This window comes from Streptomyces sp. CA2R106 (genome assembly GCF_037034245.1).
Lineage (GTDB): Bacteria > Actinomycetota > Actinomycetes > Streptomycetales > Streptomycetaceae > Actinacidiphila.
Genome location: NZ_JBAGKC010000003.1, coordinates 468469 through 487143 on the forward strand (window position 1 = coordinate 468469; position 18675 = coordinate 487143).

Genomic DNA, 18675 nt, shown 5'->3' on the forward strand with positions numbered 1-18675 from the left:
AATTGCCTGCGCACGAGCCGCCGTCGGCCGGACGTCCGACGCATGCGCGCAGGCCGGGCCGGCCAGGAGGGGCCGGGAGGGGCCGGCCCTGTTCCGTTCCGTTCGGTTCTCCGAATCACGCGAGCAGAGGAAGCCACATGCCAAGATCCGTCCGCAGGCTGATCGCCTGTGCGACCGCCGGCGTGCTGTGGGCCGGCGGTCTGGGCGCCGCCGCCACCGCCGCGCAGGTGGCCGTCGCCGCGGCGCCCGCCGCCGCTCTCGACAACGGCCTGGCGCTGACCCCGCCGATGGGCTTCAACGACTGGAACGCCTTCGGGTGCGACGTCAGCGAGCAGCTCATCGAGCAGACCGCCGACTACCTGGTCAGCTCCGGGCTGAAGGACGACGGCTACACCTACGTCAACATCGACGACTGCTGGCAGACGCACACCCGCGACGCCGACGGGCGGCTGGTGCCGGACCCGGCGAAGTTCCCCGACGGGATCAAGGGCACCGCCGACTACGTGCACGCCAAGGGCCTCAAGCTCGGCATCTACGAGGACGCGGGCACCGCGACCTGCGCCGGCTACCCCGGCAGCCTCGGCCACGAGGCCACCGACGCGCAGTCGCTCGCGGACTGGGGCGTGGACTACCTCAAGTACGACAACTGCAACAACCAGAGCGACGGCACGCAGGCGGACTACGTGGCGCGCTACACCGCGATGCGCGACGCGCTGAAGGCCACCGGCCGCCCGATCGTCTTCTCGCTGTGCGAGTGGGGCGTCAACGACCCCTGGCAGTGGGCCGGCGACGTCGGCAACTCCTGGCGCACCACCGGCGACATCAACGACTCCTGGTCGAGCATGCTCGGCATCGCCAAGGCGAACATGCCGCTGGGCGCCGACTCCGGACCGGGCCGCTGGAACGACCCGGACATGCTGGAGGTCGGCAACGGCGGCATGACGGACACGGAGTACCGCACCCACTTCTCGCTCTGGTCGGTCATGGACGCGCCGCTGCTGATCGGCACCGACCTGCGCAAGGCCACCCCGCAGACGCTGGCGATCCTCGGCAACAAGGACGTCATCGCCCTGAACCAGGACCCGCTGGGCTCGGCGGCCACCGTCATCTCCTCCGACACCTCCGCGGGCACCTACGTGCTGAGCAAGAAGCTCGCCGACGGCGGCCGGGCGGTGGCGCTGTTCAACTCCGCCGACACCGCGCAGCACATCTCCACCACCGCCGAGGCCGCCGGGCTGCCCCGCCGCGCCAGTTACGCGGTGCGCGACCTGTGGAGCCACACCGACTACGACAGCGCGGGCACGCTGGCGGCGACGGTGCCCGCGCACGGCACGGTGCTGCTGCGGGTCGGCGCGAGCGCGGCGGGCGGCGCGGCCGCGCTGCGCGACCCGGCGCTGCTGGACACCGGCGTCTCGCACGCGCCCGACCACCTCGAGCCCGGCGCCTCCGCGACCGTGGACACCTACGCCACCGACCTCGGCGCGCTGCCGGCCACCGGTCTGCACGTCAGCCTGGACGCCCCGGCGGGCTGGACGGTGAAGGCCGCGGGCGCCACCGGCACCCCGCTGCTGCTCAAGGGCCGTACGTTCGCCACGCCGTGGACCGTCACGGCGCCGACCGGCACCGCGCAGGGCACGTACCCGCTGTCCGGGACGGTCAGCTACGATCCGCCGGGCGGCCGCAAGCAGGTGAGCGTGCCGCTGGCGGGCAGTGTCACCGTGGAGGTGCCGCCGCCGTCCGGCACCAGCTACCTCAGTGACCTGGACTGGGTGACCGCCACGAACGGGTGGGGCCCGGTCGAGCGGGACCAGAGCAACGGCGAGACCGCGGCCGGCGACGGCCACCCGCTGACGATCGGCGGCACCGTCTTCGCCAAGGGCCTGGGCGCCCACGCGCCGAGCACGGTCACCTACTACCTCGGCGGCGGGTGCAGCACGGTCACCGCGACCGTCGGGGTGGACGACGAGAAGGACGGCAAGGGCACCGTGGAGTTCGAGGTGACCGCCGACGGCCGGCAGGTCGCCGACAGCGGGGTACTCACCAATGCCGACGGGCCGACCCCGCTGGCCGCCGACGTCACCGGCGCCCAGCAGGTCCAGCTGATCGTCACCGACGGCGGCGACGGCAACGACAGCGACCACGCGGACTGGGCGGACGCGCAGGTCACCTGCTCCTGACGGGACATCAGCCGGCGGGCGGCGGGGGCGCGTTGCGGCGCCCCGCCGCCCGCCGTGCCGTGCCGTCGGGGCGGGACCGGGCCGGGTCAGCCGGCGGCGGTCAGCGTCAGGGTCTGCTCGGCCGCGCCGCGCCGCCCGCCGACGGCGCTGCCGGTGCGGTCGCTCCAGCTGCGCGCCGGGGTGGTCTCGGTGCCCCGCCCGGCGGCGGCCGGCAGTGCGAGCACCAGCCCGCTGTAGCGGTTGACCAGCTTGAAGGTGCCGGTCCGCGTGCCGTCGGCGGAGGTGCCGGGCAGCACGAACCACTGCTGCCCGACGGTGGGACCGGCGGCCGGCAGCGCGGTGAGCACCGGCGTCGTGCCCCAGGCCCGGCCGGCGGCGGCGCCGGTGGGCACGCCCAGCGCCCGGCCGGTGGCGGCGCTGGTGATCCGGTACGAGCCGTCGCCGTTCGCGGTGAACGTCCAGCGCTGCGCGGCCGGCCGGCCCGCGGCGGGGGCCGCCGCCGCGGTGCCGGCGCCGCGGGCGGCGAGCACCCGCCCGGCGCCGCTCGCGATCGTGTAGGTGCCGCCCGAGGCGACCGGCGCGGCGGCGGACCTGGCCGGGTCGATCGTCACGTTCGCGTACTGCCCGTCGGAGCCGTCGGCGCAGGCGATCGAGCAGTAGGCGCGGAAGGTGCGGCCGACGATGGTGGAGCTGGTCTTGTTCGCGCTGTCCAGCATCCAGCGGTACCACGAGGCGGTGGTGTAGCCGCCGGTGTCGCCGAGCAGGGTCCACTTCTGGGTGGCGAGGTCGGCGGTGGCGTAGAACTGCTGGGGCGCGTTGCCGCTCTGGTCGACCGCCTGCGGCTCGCCGATGTAGAGCCCGAGGTAGGCGTCGTAGGAGACGTCCATCACGAACAGCGGCGAGGTGGGCGGGGCGGTGCCGGCCGCGACCTGCGCGCTGACGGTGCCCGGGGTGGCCGGGTCGTACTCGGCGGCGGGGTCGGTGTAGCCGGTGTCGCCCGCCGAGGCCACCGGCACGATGTTGCTCTCCTTGCCGCCGGTGCCGGGCTGCGACCAGGAGCCGTCGTACCACTTCTGCCAGGAGTCCGGTGCCATCTTCGCGGCGATCGGGGCGCGGGCGACGTGCTCGTAGAACGCCTTCCAGCCGCCGTTCTTGTCCACCGCGCGCGAGCCGTAGTAGACGTAGAAGTACCCCGAGGCGGTGTCGACGAACAGCCGCTGGTCGCCGTCGCCGTAGTAGTAGGTCTGCTGCGGGAAGGCCGCGGTGTCGCCGCGCTCGGTGCTGTACGGCGAGGTCAGCGCGTGGCCCTTGATGGTCCAGGTGCGGCCCTGGTCGGTGGAGACGGCGTAGTCGATGGCGTCGAAGTGGATGCCGTCGCCGAAGGGCTGCGGGGTGAACTCGTTGTGCACCAGCCCGTACCAGTCGCCGGTGTCGGGGTCGACCCAGGTGCCCACCAGGTCGCAGAAGTTGCGCTGGGTGTAGCCGGAGCCGGCCGGGGCGGGGGTGGCGTCCTTGCCGGTGGGGCTGTTGTCGCAGCGCCAGGTCGTGTCGTTGTTGCGGTCGCGCGGCTCGGCCGGGTTCACCGCGTCGCTGATCGCGCCGGAGCGGGTCGCGGTGTCCATGTCGGTGCCGGTGAAGAAGTCCCAGGAGCGCGGCCCGTCGGTGCCGTAGTCGGCGACGGACTGCTGGAAGTAGTAGGTGCCGTCCTTGTCGATGTACGAGCTGGCCGGGGTGTCGGTGGGGTAGGCGTAGCTGCCGGTCGTCCCGACGGAGACCGTGTAGCCGGAGGCGGCCGTGGTGGTCGCCGTGGCGGCGGTCGCGCCGGTCCCGGCGCCGGCGCCGACCACGGCCAGGGCCGCGGCCAGCAGTGCGACGGCCAGTCTTGTTCGAGGGTATGGCATGCCAGTCCTTCGTCTCGGGGGGTTGGGTCGACGGCGGATCGTCGCCGTCCGAGGCACGGACGGCGGGCGTGGTGAAGTTGCCCGGAACCCTAGCCAGTTGGCATCGATAACACCAGAGCCGGACTGGACGCACCGCCTGGATCTCGTGTTCGTCCAGGCGCTTCGCCGCATCGAGAAGTGGTTTTGGCATCGATAACATCGGGGGCGCGACCGCAGGCTTCCGCGCACCCCGCGAACCGCCGGTGCCCGGCCTGTCGCGTGGCAGCACCGGCACACCCCGGCTTAGCATGCGGCGAACCCCGAGACGTGCCGGGAGGCCGCGCCGCCTGCCTCCCCCGCGACGGCGGAAGGACCCCAGCCATGAGCACCGACGGCGACACCGGCCACCGCGACGGGGACGCGGCGGCGCAGGCCCCGGCCACCGGGGACGCCCTGCCCGGCGCCGCGCCGCAGCCGGCCGCCGCGCCCGACGGCCGCCCCGCCTTCCGCCGCTACCGCCACCCGGCCGCGGGGTGGGGCGCCGCCGCGAGCGTCGGCCGCGCGCTGGCCCGGCAGGGCGAGCTGCTGGACGGCCCGCGGGCGATCATGAAGATGAACCACGAGAACGGCGGCTTCGACTGCCCCGGGTGCGCCTGGCCGGACGACACCAAGGGCCTGCACCTGGACATCTGCGAGAACGGCATCAAGCACGTCACCTGGGAGATGACCCGCAAGCGGGTGGACCGGGACTTCTTCGCCGCGCACTCGGTCACCGAGCTGTCGGGGTGGAGCGACTTCGCCCTGGAGGACCAGGGCCGGCTGACCGAGCCGATGGTCTACGACGCGGCCTCGGACCACTACGTGCCCATCACCTGGGCGGACGCCTTCGCGCTGTTCGGCCGCACCGTGCGGGCGCTGGACGACCCGAACCGGGCCGCCTACTACACCTCGGGCCGGCTCGGCAACGAGGCGACGTTCCTGTACCAGCTGATGGCCCGGGAGCTCGGCACCAACAACCTGCCGGACTGCTCCAACATGTGCCACGAGGCGAGCGGCCGGGCGCTGACCGCGGCGCTGGGCACCGGCAAGGGCACCGTGGACCTGGGGGACTGGGAGGCGACGGACGCGCTGTTCGTCCTGGGCGTCAACGCCGCCTCCAACGCGCCGAGGATGCTCACCGCGCTGGCCGCCGCCTACCGCCGCGGCGCGCAGATCGTGCACGTCAACCCGCTGGTCGAGGCGGCCGCGACCCGGACGATCGTGCCGCACGAGTTCACCGACATGGCGCTGGCGAAGTCCACCCCGACCGGCACCCTCGACCTCCAGGTGCGCATCGGCGGGGACATGGCGCTGCTGCGCGGCATGTCCAAGGCCGTGTTCGAGTTGGCCGCCGTCGACCCGAAGGCGCTGGACGCGGAGTTCGTCGAGCGCCACACCAGCGGCTTCGCGGAGTACCGGGCGCTGTGCGAGCGGACGCCGTGGCCGCGGATCGAGGAGCAGAGCGGTCTGACCCGCGCGGACATCCGTGCCGCCGCGCAGGTCTACCGCGACGCCGACCGCAGCATCTTCAGCTGGTGCCTGGGCATCACCCAGCACGAGCACGGGGTGGACACCGTCCGGGAGATCGTCAACCTCCTGCTGCTGCGCGGGAACCTGGGGCGCGAGGGCGCCGGGCCCTCGCCGGTGCGCGGGCACAGCAACGTGCAGGGCAACCGGACCTGCGGCATCGACCACCGGCCCGGGGCCGCGTTCCTGGACCGGCTGGCCGCGGTGTGCGGCATCGACCCGCCGCGCGCGCCCGGCCTGGACACCGTCCGCACCCTGGAGGCGATGCACCGCGGCGAGGTGAAGGTCTTCGTCGGCATGGGCGGCAACTTCGCGCGGGCCGCGCCCGACACCGCGTACACCTTCGCGGGGCTGCGGGCCTGCGACCTCACCGTGCAGGTGAGCACCAAGCTCAACCGCAGCCATCTGGTGCACGGCCGCCAGGCCCTGATCCTGCCGTGTCTGGGCCGCACCGAGAAGGACGAGCGGCCGGGCGGGGTGCAGAGCACGTCGGTCGAGGACTCGATGAGCATGGTGCACCTGTCGGTGGGGATGAAGCGCCCGGCCTCCCCGCACCTGCTCTCCGAGCCCGCCATCATCGCGGGCCTGGCCCGCGCCGCCCTCCCGGACAGCGCCACCGCCTGGGAGTGGTACGTCGAGGACTACGACCGCATCCGCGACACCATGGCCAAGGTCCTGGACGGCTTCGAGGACTTCAACCGCCGGGTGCGGCTGCCGCTGGGCTTCCGGATCAGGCAGCCGGCACGGGAGCTCATCTTCCACACCCCGTCGGGGCGGGCGGAGTTCTCCACCGCGGCCCTGCCGGACGTCCGGCCCGCGCCGGGCACCCTGTCGCTGGGCACGATGCGCTCGCACGACCAGTGGAACACCACGATCTACTCCGAGGACGACCGCTACCGCGGGGTGCGCAACCTGCGCACCCTGGTCTTCATGAACCCCGAGGACATGGGCGAGCGCGGACTCGACCCGTTCGACCCGGTCGACATCACCAGCACCGCCGGGGACGGCAGCACCCGCACCCTGGAGGGCTACCTCGCGATCCCGTACGGCATCCCGCGCGGCTGCGCGGCCGGCTACATGCCCGAGATGAACGTGCTGTGCGCGATCGGCGACCGCAGTACGCAGAGCGACCAGCCGATCATGAAGCACCTCAAGGTCACCGTCACCCCCCGGGCGACGGCCGGCGGCGGGGAGCAGGCGCGATGACCGACCCGGTGTGGAAGAAGGACCCCGAGGAGCACGACTTCCCCGCGGCCGCGGACTACCTCGAACTCCTGCTGCCGCCCGAGCAGGCCCAGGACGCGGTGCGGCGCCTGCGGGCGGTCCCCACCACGTCCAGGAAGGCCAAGGACATCCTGCGCGCCTCGGGCCTGGAGCTGCTGTCCGCCCGCAACCCGCACGTCGCCCACGACATGAAGAAGGCGGTGCTCGGCAAGAAACTCTCCCCGGTGCTGCTGCTGCGCGGCCGGCCGCTGCTGATCGCCGACGGCTACCACCGGGTCTGCGCCATCCACTACCTCTCGGAGGACCTGGAAGTCCCCTGCCGCCTGGCCTGAGCACCGGGCCGGCCGGGCCGCGCGGTGGCCGTCAGCGTCCCGTCAGGAGGGCGCCGCGGGGCGTCAAGCGCGCGTCAGGGGGCGGCGGGCACCCAGGTCCGCGGGCTTAGCGTCGACGAGGCGCCCACGGCACCCCGCCGGACGCCGGTTCCACGCTCTGCACCTGGAGGCACCTGTGGCTGCGACCCGTCACCCGGAGGACCCCGACCCCGACGAACCCGTCCCGGCCGGACCGCTGCTCGTCCCCGTCCGCCCGGGCCCGGGCGGGTGCACCGCGCGCTTCTTCCGCACCCCGCTGGGCACCCGCACCGCGGTCGGCTTCACCAGCGCCGAGCGCCTGGCGGCGGTGCTGGGCGCCGACCAGCCGTGGGTCAGGCTGTCGGCGGCGGCGCTGCGGGCGCTCGCCGAACCACTGGGCGTCACCTGCGTGACGGTGGACCCGCGGTTCTGCGCGCCCGCGCCCGCCCGGGTGCCGGCGGCACCGGCGGCACCGGCGTCCGTGCCGACCGGACCGACCGTGCGGCGCCCCGGCGCGCTGCGGGCGATCGGCTGAGGGGCGCGCGACATGTCCGTCTCCGTCGCCTCCCCCGCCCCGGACCTCGCGATCTGGCCCGCCTCGACCCGGCTGCCGGCCGGCGGCGACCAGGACGTCACCGTCGGCGGGGTCTCCCTCGTCGAGGCCGCCGACCGGTTCGGCACCCCTTTGTACGTCCTCGACGAGGGCGAGGTCCGCGACCGCTGCCGCGCCTACCGCGCCGCCTTCCCCGACGCCGAGGTCCTCTACGCGGCCAAGGCGTTCCTGTGCCGTGCCGTCGCCCGGTGGGTGGCCGACGAGGGGCTCGGACTCGACGTCTGCTCGGCCGGGGAACTGGGTGTGGCCGTCGCGGCGGGCGTGCCCGCCGAGCGGATCGTGCTGCACGGCAACGCCAAGAGCCCGGAGGACCTGCACACCGCGGTGCGCCTGGGTGTCGGGCTGATCGTCCTGGACGGCATGTCCGAGATCGCCCGGCTGGCGTCCATCGTGGCGCCCACCGACCGCCAGCAGGTCATGGTGCGGGTCGCGCCGGGCGTGGCGGCCGGCGCGCACGCCGCGGTGCGCACCGGCACCGACGACCAGAAGTTCGGCCTGTCCCTCGCCGACGGCTCCGCGCACCACGCCGTCGAGCGGATCATCGGGCAGCCGCGCCTCGAACTCGTCGGCCTGCACTGCCACCTCGGCTCGCAGATCGCCACCACCGGCCCGTACGTCGCCGCGCTGCGCCGGATGGTCGGGCTGATGGCCCGTATCCGCGACCGCCACGGCCTGGTCCTGGGCCGGCTCGACCTCGGCGGCGGGCATGCCATCGCCTACCGCCCCGGCGAGCAGGCGCTCGACCCGCGGCTGCTGGCCCACCGGGTCCGCACCGAGCTGGCGGCCGGCTGCGCCCGGGCCGGACTGCCCGTGCCCCGCCTCACCCTGGAGCCCGGGCGCGCGGTGGTCGGCCCGGCCGGGGTCGCGGTCTACCGCGTGCTGTCGGTCAAGCGCACCCCGGTGCGCACCTTCGTCGCCGTCGACGGCGGCATGGGCGACAACCCCCGGCCCGCGCTGTACGGGGTCCGCTACACCCCGCGCCTCGTCGGCCGCCGCTCCCCCGCCGCCACGGCCCCGGCGAGCGTGGTCGGCCGGCACTGCGAGGCGGGCGACATCCTCGCCGAGGGGGTGCCGCTGCCCGCCGACATCCGGCCCGGCGACCTCCTGGCGGTGCCCGCCGCCGGCGCCTACCACCTGTCGATGGCCTCCGACTACAACCTCGTCGGCCGTCCCCCGGTCGTCGCCGTCCGCGACGGCGCGGCCCGCGTCCTGGTGCGGCGCGAGTCGCTGGCCGACATGAGCCGCCGCGACGTCGGCCTGTGAGCCGGCGGGCCGCGCCACGGCGGCGGGGGTCGTTGACCCGGTGGGGCGCGCCGCCCACAGTGGTGCGCATGCCTGCGACCGATCGGCGTACCCGGCGGGCGGCGGGTGCGCTCGCCGCCGTATCCCTCCTGACGGCCGGGTGCGGTGCCGGCGCGCCCCGCGCCGCGCATGTCGCGCCCTCCCCGGCGGGCACCGGCACCGTCCGGGACGCCGACGCGGCCGGGGAGCTGGCCGCGCTGGAGCAGCGGTACCGCGCGCACCTCGGGGTGTACGTCCTGGACACCGGGTCGGGCCGGAGCGTCGCCTACCGGGCGGACCGGCGGTTCGCGCACTGCTCGACGGTGAAGGTGCTCGCCGCGGCCGCGCTCCTGGCCCGGGAGACGGACGCCGGGCTCGACGAGGTCGTCAGGTATCCGGCCGCGGACCTGGTGGCGTACTCGCCGGTGACGTCGCGGCACGCCGGGAGCGGCCCGGGCGGCGGGATGACGCTGCGGGCGGTCATGGCGGCGGCGCTGCGGTACAGCGACAACACCGCCGAGAACCTGATGCTGGACCGGCTCGGCGGACCGGCCGGGCTGCGGCGGGCGGTGCGCGGCATGGGCGACGCCGTCACCGGGGTCGACCGGCCCGAGCCCGCGCTCAACACGGCCGTCCCCGGGGACACCCGCGACACCAGCACCGCCCGCGCGCTCGGCACCGACCTGCGCGCGCTGCTGGTCGGCGGCGCCCTGCCGGCCGGCCGCCGCGCCCTGCTCACCGGCCTGATGGTGCGCAACACCACCGGCGGCCCCTATGTGCGGGCCGGGGTGCCGTCGGGGTGGAAGGTCGCCGACAAGACCGGCAGCGGCGGGTACGGGACCCGCAACGACATCGCGGTGGCCTGGCCGCCGCACGGCGCGCCCGTGGTGGTCAGTGTGCTGTCCGACCGCGGGCGCGCGGACGCGGCGTCCGCGGACGGGCTGGTCGCGGACGCCACGAAGGCCGCGCTCGACGCGCTGGGGTACCAGGGCCTGTCGTGAAAGTCCCGCTTTCCTCTCGGTCGAGCGGCGGGATCTTCGCATCAGGCGCCAGGCATACCGAGCAACCCGGTAGGACCTGTCAGATCGTGGTCGGCAGCGCGTTTTCCAGGAGGGTCTCCGCCGCTGTCCGCGCGTGCCGGCCGTAGTTCCACTCGCCCAGCACCATGGCGCGGCTGGCGGCGCCGTCCGCGAGGGTCACGAGTTGCTCGGCGAGGACGGCGGGCTCGCGGCAGCCCATTTCTGCCACCAGGTCGGTCACCAGCCGCACCATCAGCAGTTTCATTTCGCGGGCGTAGGAATGGACCTCGTTCTGGGGGTCGGGGAACTCCGCGGCAGCGTCGATGAACGGGCATCCGCGCACGGGGTCCGTGCCGGTCGGGGGCGGGTCGAACAGTGCGAGGATGCGCTCCTTGGCGGGGATGTCCTCGCGTGCCAGCACGCTCTCCAGGGTGTGCCCCGTCGAGGAGAGGTCCTTGAGATGGGCGAGGACCAGCTCGTCTTTGGTCCTGAAGTGCGCGTAGAGGGTGCGCTTGGACACCGGCGCCCGCTCCGCGATCTGCTCCATGCCGGTCGCGTTGATCCCCTGGGCCGCGAACAGTCCGGCCGCGGCGGCCAGGATGCGCTCCCGCCCTCCGCGCCCCGGCCGTCGAGACGCCGTCGTCATCGTGGTCATGACGTAAGTATACGTTCTCGTTTACTTCGGAGGGGGGTGGCTGGCTATAGTACCCCTTCAGGTAAACGGTTACGTTTACTTCAGTGATCCTGAGGAGAGTTCCATGAGCGGACCGGCCTTCACCCGGACACGCACGAGCCAGGCGCCCACCGGCGGGACACAGCCGGGCGGGACACGAACGTCGCAGTACGCCGAGCAGCTGATCCGCGGGCGCCGCGCGACCCGCGCATTCCGTCCCGACCCGGTACCCGAGGACACTCTGCGCGAGGTCTTCTCCCTGGCCGGCACCGCGCCGTCCAACTCCAACGCGCAGCCGTGGCGGGTCGAGGTGGTCGGTGGCGCACGGCGAGACCGTCTGGCCGACGCCCTGCGAACGGCGCACGCCGAGCGACGCGTCACGGCCGACTACCCGTACGCCGAGGACATGTACGCTCCCGTCCACCAGGAACGGCGGGCCGCCTTCGGTGCCAGCCTGTACGGAGCGCTGGGCATCGGCCCCGACGACCACCCGGCGCGCACGGCCTACGACGCGGAGAGTCTGGGCTTCTACGGGGCGCCCCACGCCGCGTTCCTGTTCGTCACCGGCGACGGCGGGCCGCGACTGGCCGCCGACGCCGGCGCTTACCTGCAGACGCTGCTGCTGGCCATGACCGGCTACGGCGTGGCCAGCTGCCCGCAGGGCCTGCTCAGCTTCTACGCCGACACTGTCCGCGATCAACTCGGAGTGGACGAGGGGAAGCTGCTTGTGGGTATCTCCTTCGGCTACGCCGACGAGAACGCGCCGGTGAACCGGGTCGCGACCGGCCGGGCGGCCCTGGAGGCAACCACCACGTTCCACACCTAGAGTCGGTCCCGAAAGCGCTGGTCACAGCCACTCGTTGCGGGCTGCGACCAGCACGGTCGCCTCGTATCGGACGGCGAGTTTGTCATATGGCCGGCCGCCTCGGGAGCCGAGCTACTTGCGGTAGGGCCTGTCGTCCGGATCTCCGCGGCGCCGCGTCACCGGCGGTCCGCACGACAGGCCCTGAGGACGCCCCCGGCCGCCGTCAGGTGAGGTCCGCCAGGGCCGGGGCCAGCGCGGCCAGGGTGTCGACGGCGGCGGCGTACTCCTCGCCGGGCTGCGGCAGGAGCAGCACATGGTCGGCGCCCGCGGCGAGGTGCCGGCGGGCGGCGGCCGCGATCGCGTCGGGGCCGCCGTGGGCGACGAGGGCGTCCACCAGCGCGTCGTCCGGAGCGGCGGGGTCGGCGCCGGCGCCGGGCAGGCCCAGCTTGGCGGCGACCGCCGCGTAGGAGGGGCGGCTGAGCAGGGCGGTCGCCATCTGGCGGGCGGCGGCGCGGGTCTGCTCGGGGTCGTCGCCGGGCACCACGCTCAGCCCGACGGCCAGCAGCCGGTCCGGCCCGAGCACCTTCCGGGCGTAGGCGGTGTACGCCTCGGGCATCCCGGCGGGCAGGGCGCCGTCGCTCAGCTCGGCGGCCAGCGCCAGCATCCGCGGCCCGTTGGCGGCGACGATCCGGGGGTAGGGCGCCTCCGGCGCGGGCGGCTGGGTCGGGGCGTCCATCCGGCCGAGGTGGTCGCGGAGCGTGGCGAGCGGGCTGCCGTACGCACGGCCGACCGCCGCCGCCTGGTCGGGGTAGCCGACGCCGACGCCGAGCACGAAGCGCCCGGGGTACGCCTCGGCGAGCTGGGCCGCGGCGGCGTGCAGGGTCTGCGGGGAGCGGGCCCAGATGTTGGCGATGCTGGTGCCGAGCACCAGGTGCCGGGTCGCGCCGAGCAGGATCGACGCGTGGACGAGGGCGTCCTTGCCGCCGACCACCTCGTTCGTCCACGCGGTGCGGTAGCCGGCCTGCTCCAGCTGTACGACGGCCGCGCGCTGGGCCGACACCGCGGGCTGGCCGGTGAAGGACACCGGCAGGACCACGCCGACCGGGCCGAGCGCCGCGCGTGCCGCGGCGACCCGGGGGCCGCGCGTGCTGGTCGGGTCGTCCTTGCTGTCCACGGTGACCTGGTCGCCCACGGCGCTCGCCTCTTTCCGCGGCCGTCGGCCGGCGGGTCGCCGGGCCCGCTTCCCGGCCGGTGCGAGCGTATGTCGGCGCGCCCCGGAAAACCGCCGGAATTTCGACACCGTGTGCACGCGGCCGGGTACGTCCTGTGCTTGCTGAGGAGGTCCTGTGTGATCCCCTCGATATAGCCCACGTCACAAACTAAGCGCGTTAGTAGGGCCTGCGGGCGGGCGGGCGGCGTGACGCGGCGGGTGTGCGCGGACCCTTTTCCGGCACCCAATTCACCTACGGTTTTGTCCGTAGATGCGACCTTTGACCGTTGAATCCGGGAGCTCTAACAATTCACGAGTCCCCAACGGAAGAGGTAAACCCGCAATGCAGTTCCCCACGGTCACCAAGAAGCTCCCCGGCGTCTCCTCGTTCACCCGGCTGTCGAAGCAGCGCAAGATCACGACTGTCGGCACCACCGCCGCGGCCGCGGCCCTGCTCGCGGTCGTGGGCGTGGAAGCGACCGCAGGAGCCGGTTCGGCGACCGCGGCGAGCGACGCCACCACCGGGTTCAGCGTCTCCGCCGGTCAGCCGGTCCAGCAGTCCGCGCTCGTGGTGCACAGCGCCACGCAGGGCACCACGCACAAGGTCGACCTGGCCGCCGCCGTGCAGACGGCGGACGCGAAGAAGACCGCCGCGCACGAGGCAGCCGTGAAGAAGGCGGCCGCCGAGAAGAAGGCCGCGGCAGCGAAGAAGACCGCCGCCGCGAAGAAGGCGGCTGCCGCGAAGAAGGCCGCCGCTGCCAAGAAGGCCGCCGCCGCGAAGAAGGCCGCGGTGAAGACCTACCCGAACAACCTCGACGGCTGGATACGCCAGTCCCTCGACATCATGCACAAGAAGGGCATCCCCGGCACGTACGAGGGCATCCACCGCAACGTCATGCGCGAGTCGAGCGGCAACCCGAAGGCGATCAACCTGTGGGACATCAACGCCCGCAACGGCATCCCCTCGAAGGGTCTGCTCCAGGTGATCAACCCGACCTTCGACACCTACCACGTGTCCGGCACGTCCTGGAACATCTACAACCCCGTCGCCAACATCACCGCGGCCTGCAACTACGCGGCCCACAAGTACGGCTCGATGGACAACGTGAACTCGGCGTACTGACGCCCCCCGCACGCACCCACCACCCCCCACGCGAAGGGCGGCGGCCCCACCGGGCCGCCGCCCTTCGCGCTACCCCGGCGCCGGGGCGGCCTACTTGTAGAAGACGGCGACTCCGCCGTGGTGGGAGCAGGTCCCCTGGTGGTGGAGGCTGTAGGAGTAGGTGCCGTCGTTGCACTTGGCGGTGGCCCCGCCCCCGGGGGCGACCGGCGCTTCGGTACGAGCCGTGGTGTGCCGCGTGGTGGGCGCGGCCGTCGGCCGGTGGGTGGCGGCGCGGGTGGTCGGAGCGGCCGGAGGCGCCGTCGCGGTCACCGGCACGGTGGTGGGCGGCGGCGAGGTGGGCCCTGCGGTCGTCCCGGAGGGGGACGCGGAGGCGGGCGCGGGCGCGGTGGTGGCGGCCGCAGTGGTGGTGGCGGGCGGCGCCGGGTTCCCCGTCCCGGAAGCGGCCGGCCCGCAGGCGCTCGCGAGGAGCCCGGTGGCGACCGCGGCGCCGGCCGCGGCGGCCCGCAGGCCCCTGCGTCTCCCGTGCCGCGCGGGGCCGTCGGATCTGGTGATACGGGCGTGGCTGCGCATGTTCGTCCCCCCTGGTTCGGTTGCGGAGGGATGAGCGTGCCAGCCCGCTTCGCCGGGCATCGGCGGAGTGGCCGAGTTGTGACGTTACGTAGGAGTAGCGCTCCCGGGGGCGGGTCCGCGGGTGGCCGCGGGCCGCCGGAATCAGGTGGCGGGGATGACGGCTACGGGGAGGGGGGCCTGGTGGAGGACGGTGTGGGTGGTGGGGCCGAGGTGCGGGGAGAGGCGGGTGGGAGGTTCGTGGCGGCCGAGGACGAGGAGGGCGGCGTCGGCGGAGGCGGCGAGGAGGTGGTGGGCGGGGTCGGCGGTGACCGCTTCGCCGGAGACGCGGACCTGCGGGTAGTGCTCGCGCCAGGGGGCGAGGGCGGCGGCGAGCACCTCGGTACCGGCGTCGGGGCCGGCCGGGGGCCCCTGGCTCCAGCCGTGGACGACGCGCAGGGTGCCGCTGCGCCGGGCGGCGGCGTCGAAGGCGAACCGCAGCACCCCCTCGCCGGGCCGGACCAGGTCGAGGCCGAGCACCACGTCGCCGCCGCCGCGCGCCTCGGAGGTGCGGGCGGCCCGCACCAGGACGACGGGCACGGGCGCCTGCCCGGCGACGGTCAGGGCGACCGACCCCAGCAGGAAGCCGGCCGCGGCGCCCACCCCGCGGGAGCCCAGCACCACCAGCGCCGCCTCGTCGGCGGCGGCGAACAGCACGGGCAGCGCCTGCCCGGCGACCTGGTCGACCGTGATCTCCGCCGCGGGGTGGGCGCGCCGCAGCTCGTCGGCCACGGCGTACGGCGACCAGTTCACGGTGACCGGCGCGGGGTGCGGGTCGGCGGGGCCGGCCAGCCCGGGCGCCGGGGCAGCCGCGTTCACCAGCCGCAGCGGCACCCGCCGCCGTACGGCCTCGCGCGCCGCCCAGTCCGCGGCGGCCAGGCTCTCGGGGGAACCGTCGACTCCGACGGCGACCGTACGGCGCATGGTGTCCGCCTCCTCGTTCGGTGCGACCGCCCCCGCCGGGGCGCCCACCCGGCGGGGGTACGGGTCCGGCGGCTCACAGCACCCCGATCCGCCGCCCGCTGACGTGCCCCGGCCGTATCCGCACCCACAGCGGCAGGTCGCCGCCGGACCACGGCTCCACCACGTGGCTCTCGCTGAGCCGGCGGGCCACCACCGGGTCGTCCACGTGCTCGGCGACGCCGGACAGCAGCACGCTCCAGCCCTGGCTGACGTGGTCGTCCACCCGGTCCACCTCGAAGGACACCGCGGCGCCCGCGCCGGGCGCGGCCACGCTGTCCGGGGCGGTGCGGTAGACGATCGACGGGCCGTCCGCGGCATGGGCGTCCACCGCGTAGTTGACCGGGAAGACACCGGGGCTCGGCTCGAGGGCGAGCGCGACCCGGCCCACGCCCCGGCTGCCCAGCCGATCCCAGCACTCGTGCTCGGTCAGGCGCAGCAGCGCGGGGTGCACGGCCGGCTCGCCCTGCCCGGGCGGCAGCCCCGTACGGCCCTCCAGCAGGTCGTCGTAGGACAGGTGCAGCGCGGAGGCGATCCGGACGAAGCCGCCCGGGTCGAAGTCCACGCCCGCGCCGAGCAGGTGCTGGAGATAGCGCGGTGCCATGCCCGCCTGGGTGGCCAGCGCGCCTTCGCTCAGCCCGAGCTGGAGCCGGCGCTCGGCCACCCGGCGGGCGAGGACCCGCGGGTCGGGCCGCGTCACGGGATCGGCGTTGTCATACATGCCAGTCCTCCCTCCGGCCGGGATGGGGCGCGGCGGAAACAGGCGACGCGCGTGCGGCGCGACCCGGACCCGGACCCGCCACGCCGGCGCCAGGGCTTACTACCAGCCTGGACCTCCTGCCCGGCTTGCGCCATACGGGGGATACGGCCCGACCCGCGCTCGGACCCGCGCTTGACCCTGACGTGCGGGTCAGGGGTTAGCGTTCCGGCGCGCTCGCAGGGGCCGTACGGACCGGCACGGCGGCGTGCGGACCTGCTGCGAAGGGCCCCACGGGACCTCGCGGGCGTACGGCCCCCGCGGCCCCTGCGGCTCACGGGACCCGCGACATACGGACGACGGAGAGGAAACGGCGATGGCCACGGCGACGAGCGGCACCGCACACGAGGTGCGGCTGGCGGAACTGCCCGCGGGGCTGCCCGAACGGCGGCACTTCGAGGTGGTGGAGGCGCCGGTCCCGGCGCCCGGCCCGGGCGAGGTGCTGGTGCGCAACCGCCACTTCCTGGTCTTCGCCGCGCTGCGCACCCTGCTGGGCGGCGGGGTCCGGGACGCGCCGCTGCCGCCGCTGCGGCCCGGGGACACGCTGCTCGGCCACGCCGTCGGGGAGGTGGTGGCCGCCGGGGAGGGCGCCGGCCTGCCCCCGGGCACCCCGGTGACGCACATGCTCGGCTGGCGCGAGTACGCGGTGCTGCCGGCCGGGCAGGCCGTACGGCTGGACGGTCAGGCCGCGCTGCCCGAGCCGGCCCAGTACCTGAACCAGGGCGCCACCGCCTACGGCGCGCTGACCCGGCTCGGGCAGGTGCGCGAGGGCGACACCGTGCTGGTCACCGGCGCGGCGGGCGGCGTGGGCACGCTCGCCGGCCAGATCGCCCGGCGGCTCGGCGCGGCCCGGGTGATCGGCACCACCGGATCGGCGGCGAAGGGCGAGCGGCTGGTGTCGGAGCTGGGATACGACGCGGCCGTGCTGCGCGGCCAGGGCCCCGGCGCGTTCGCGCGCGGGCTGGCGGAGGCGGCGCCGGACGGGGTGGACGTCCTGCTGGACAACGTCGGCGGGGAGCAGCTGGCCGCGGCGGTGGGCGCGGCCCGGCAGGGCGCGCGGTTCGCGCTGGTCGGGGCGCTGTCGGGGCAGCTCGACCCGGCCGGGGACGGCGCCGGTGCGCCGGTGACGGTGGACAGCACCCCGCTGATCCTCAAGGGGGTGGCGCTGCGCGGCTACAGCGGCCTGACGCACCAGGACGTCATCCCGGAGTGGACGGCCCGCTTCGGGGAGTGGCTGCGGGCGGGCGCGATCCGCTTCCCGCACACCCGGGTCGCGGGCATCGAACGGGCTCCGGAGGCGTTGGAGGAGTTGGTGCGCGGGCGGCACTTCGGCACGGTGATCGTGGACGTGTAGCCGCCTGCCGGTGGACGAAGGAGGCCAGGGATGCGGACCGGGTGGGCGGACCCAGAAACGGACGCGGGCGCGTACGCGTACGCAGAAACCGGCGCGGGCGCGGACGCGGGCAGCGGCACGGGCTCGGCAGCCACCGTGGCGGCGGCCGCGGGCGGGCCGGAGGGCGGCGGCACCGTACTGCTGCGGATCGGCGACGCGGCGGCCGCGGCCGGCACCACCCCGCGCGCGCTGCGCTTCTACGAGCAGCGCGGCCTGCTGCCCACCCCGGCGCGTACGGCCTCGGGCCAGCGGCAGTACGGGCCCGCGGACGTGGCCCGGGTCCGCATCATCCGCGACCTGCTGGCGGCGGGCTTCACGGTCGCCGACCTGCGCGGGCTCGCGCCCCGAATGCACCTGCTGCTCGACGGGGGGCCGATGCCGGTGTGCGTGCCCGAGCCCGGCGGTGTCGTCGCGCTGCGGCTGGCCGCGCTCGACGCGGAGATCGACCGCCTGACCCGGCTGCGGGCCCGCCTCACCCACCTCCTGGCGGGCGGGCCGCCGCCGGGCGCCCGTGCCTGACCGGTCGGGCGGCCGGCGGTACCCCGTGAACGGCGGCAGGCGTCAGCTCGGCTCCGGGAGGGGGCCGAGGCGGGCGGCGACGCGTTCGCGCAGCAGCAGGTATTCCGGCCAGCGGCGGGGCAGCGGGCCGGGCGGGCGCTCGACGGCGCGGGGGGCGCCGACGGTCTGGCCGCGGCGGAACTGCTCCTGGGTGAGGTCGAGTTCGACGCCGCTGGGCAGCCGGTTCCACCAGTGGTAGCCGTGCTGGGTGCCGGCTATGTGGACCTCGCCGACGAGGAGGCTGCCGCCGAAGAGGTCGTGCACGAGCAGCGTCGTGATGTCGCAGTGGCCGCAGGAGGGGTTGTCCGGCCGCCAGTCGGCGAGGTCGTCGGGCGAGCAGGTGTCGTCGGCCCAGCTCGCACGCAGGGCGCGATCGAGGTCCAGCAGGCTCCAGGAGGTCATGCCGCCAGCATCGCAGCACCCTCTGACAATCGGCTCAGGTACCGCGGAGCCGCACTCGCCGCCGCTTCGCTCGTGCGG

17 protein-coding genes are annotated in these 18675 nt (G+C 74.9%); 10 read left to right on the forward strand and 7 right to left on the reverse strand.

Going from position 1 to position 18675, the window contains the following annotated elements; translation table 11 throughout:
* Nucleotides 1-137 precede the first annotated feature (137 nt).
* On the forward strand, nucleotides 138-2177 hold the full coding sequence (locus WA788_RS07650; protein WP_335972859.1) for an NPCBM/NEW2 domain-containing protein: 2040 nt from the start codon (nucleotides 138-140) through the stop codon (nucleotides 2175-2177).
* 86 nt (nucleotides 2178-2263) lie between these two features.
* Here WA788_RS07650 and WA788_RS07655 read toward each other — a convergent pair whose 3' ends face one another.
* Nucleotides 2264-4078: an RICIN domain-containing protein gene (locus WA788_RS07655; RefSeq protein ID WP_335972862.1), complete on the reverse strand. Its 1815-nt coding sequence runs from the start codon at nucleotides 4076-4078 to the stop codon at nucleotides 2264-2266.
* Nucleotides 4079-4438: 360 nt separating this feature from the next.
* Here WA788_RS07655 and WA788_RS07660 point away from each other — a divergent pair, with 360 nt between their 5' ends.
* From WA788_RS07660 to bla, 5 genes are all read left to right on the forward strand, one after another.
* Nucleotides 4439-6829, forward strand: a complete 2391-nt coding sequence (locus tag WA788_RS07660; protein WP_335972863.1) for an FdhF/YdeP family oxidoreductase — start codon at nucleotides 4439-4441, stop codon at nucleotides 6827-6829.
* Nucleotides 6826-7179 (forward strand): hypothetical protein, encoded by a 354-nt coding sequence (locus WA788_RS07665; protein WP_335972866.1) that lies wholly within the window; start codon nucleotides 6826-6828, stop codon nucleotides 7177-7179. Before WA788_RS07660 ends, WA788_RS07665 begins: the two co-directional genes overlap by 4 nt.
* A gap of 175 nt (nucleotides 7180-7354) precedes the next feature.
* Entirely contained in the window at nucleotides 7355-7732 is a 378-nt protein-coding gene (locus WA788_RS07670; RefSeq protein ID WP_335972869.1) for an SAV_915 family protein, read from the forward strand.
* A 12-nt stretch (nucleotides 7733-7744) separates the two neighbouring features.
* On the forward strand, nucleotides 7745-9073 hold the full coding sequence (gene lysA / locus WA788_RS07675; protein ID WP_335972871.1) for a diaminopimelate decarboxylase: 1329 nt from the start codon (nucleotides 7745-7747) through the stop codon (nucleotides 9071-9073).
* Between the two features lie 68 nt (nucleotides 9074-9141).
* Nucleotides 9142-10092, forward strand: coding sequence for a class A beta-lactamase (gene bla, locus WA788_RS07680; protein ID WP_335972874.1), 951 nt, complete (start codon nucleotides 9142-9144; stop codon nucleotides 10090-10092).
* Nucleotides 10093-10171: 79 nt separating this feature from the next.
* Here bla and WA788_RS07685 read toward each other — a convergent pair whose 3' ends face one another.
* The gene (locus WA788_RS07685; protein WP_335972876.1) at nucleotides 10172-10765 is read right to left on the reverse strand and encodes a TetR/AcrR family transcriptional regulator; all 594 of its coding nucleotides are present in this window, start codon (nucleotides 10763-10765) and stop codon (nucleotides 10172-10174) included.
* A gap of 103 nt (nucleotides 10766-10868) precedes the next feature.
* On the opposite strand from WA788_RS07685, the gene WA788_RS07690 reads away from it, so the two are divergent.
* Nucleotides 10869-11609, forward strand: coding sequence for a nitroreductase (locus WA788_RS07690; protein WP_335972879.1), 741 nt, complete (start codon nucleotides 10869-10871; stop codon nucleotides 11607-11609).
* 202 nt (nucleotides 11610-11811) lie between these two features.
* On the opposite strand, the gene WA788_RS07695 is transcribed toward WA788_RS07690, so the two are convergent.
* A complete protein-coding gene (locus WA788_RS07695) occupies nucleotides 11812-12780 on the reverse strand; it encodes an LLM class flavin-dependent oxidoreductase (protein ID WP_335972881.1) in 969 nt (322 codons plus the stop codon).
* A 361-nt stretch (nucleotides 12781-13141) separates the two neighbouring features.
* Here WA788_RS07695 and WA788_RS07700 point away from each other — a divergent pair, with 361 nt between their 5' ends.
* Nucleotides 13142-13921, forward strand: coding sequence for a transglycosylase SLT domain-containing protein (locus WA788_RS07700; RefSeq protein WP_335972885.1), 780 nt, complete (start codon nucleotides 13142-13144; stop codon nucleotides 13919-13921).
* A gap of 90 nt (nucleotides 13922-14011) precedes the next feature.
* On the opposite strand, the gene WA788_RS07705 is transcribed toward WA788_RS07700, so the two are convergent.
* The 3 genes from WA788_RS07705 to WA788_RS07715 form a co-directional block, all read right to left on the reverse strand.
* Nucleotides 14012-14491, reverse strand: a complete 480-nt coding sequence (locus tag WA788_RS07705; protein WP_335972886.1) for a DUF3761 domain-containing protein — start codon at nucleotides 14489-14491, stop codon at nucleotides 14012-14014.
* A 141-nt stretch (nucleotides 14492-14632) separates the two neighbouring features.
* Entirely contained in the window at nucleotides 14633-15451 is an 819-nt protein-coding gene (locus tag WA788_RS07710; protein ID WP_335972888.1) for a universal stress protein, read from the reverse strand.
* A gap of 73 nt (nucleotides 15452-15524) precedes the next feature.
* Nucleotides 15525-16208 carry a helix-turn-helix domain-containing protein gene (locus tag WA788_RS07715; RefSeq protein ID WP_335972892.1) on the reverse strand — a complete coding sequence of 228 codons (684 nt, stop codon included), beginning with the start codon at nucleotides 16206-16208 and terminating at the stop codon, nucleotides 15525-15527.
* Between the two features lie 352 nt (nucleotides 16209-16560).
* Between WA788_RS07715 and WA788_RS07720 the strand changes: the two genes are divergently transcribed.
* Nucleotides 16561-17598 carry an MDR family NADP-dependent oxidoreductase gene (locus WA788_RS07720; protein WP_335972897.1) on the forward strand — a complete coding sequence of 346 codons (1038 nt, stop codon included), beginning with the start codon at nucleotides 16561-16563 and terminating at the stop codon, nucleotides 17596-17598.
* A 30-nt stretch (nucleotides 17599-17628) separates the two neighbouring features.
* A complete protein-coding gene (locus tag WA788_RS07725; protein WP_335972900.1) occupies nucleotides 17629-18156 on the forward strand; it encodes a MerR family transcriptional regulator in 528 nt (175 codons plus the stop codon).
* A 42-nt stretch (nucleotides 18157-18198) separates the two neighbouring features.
* Here WA788_RS07725 and WA788_RS07730 read toward each other — a convergent pair whose 3' ends face one another.
* The gene (locus WA788_RS07730) at nucleotides 18199-18597 is read right to left on the reverse strand and encodes a YunG family protein (RefSeq protein WP_335972905.1); all 399 of its coding nucleotides are present in this window, start codon (nucleotides 18595-18597) and stop codon (nucleotides 18199-18201) included.
* Nucleotides 18598-18675 lie beyond the last annotated feature (78 nt).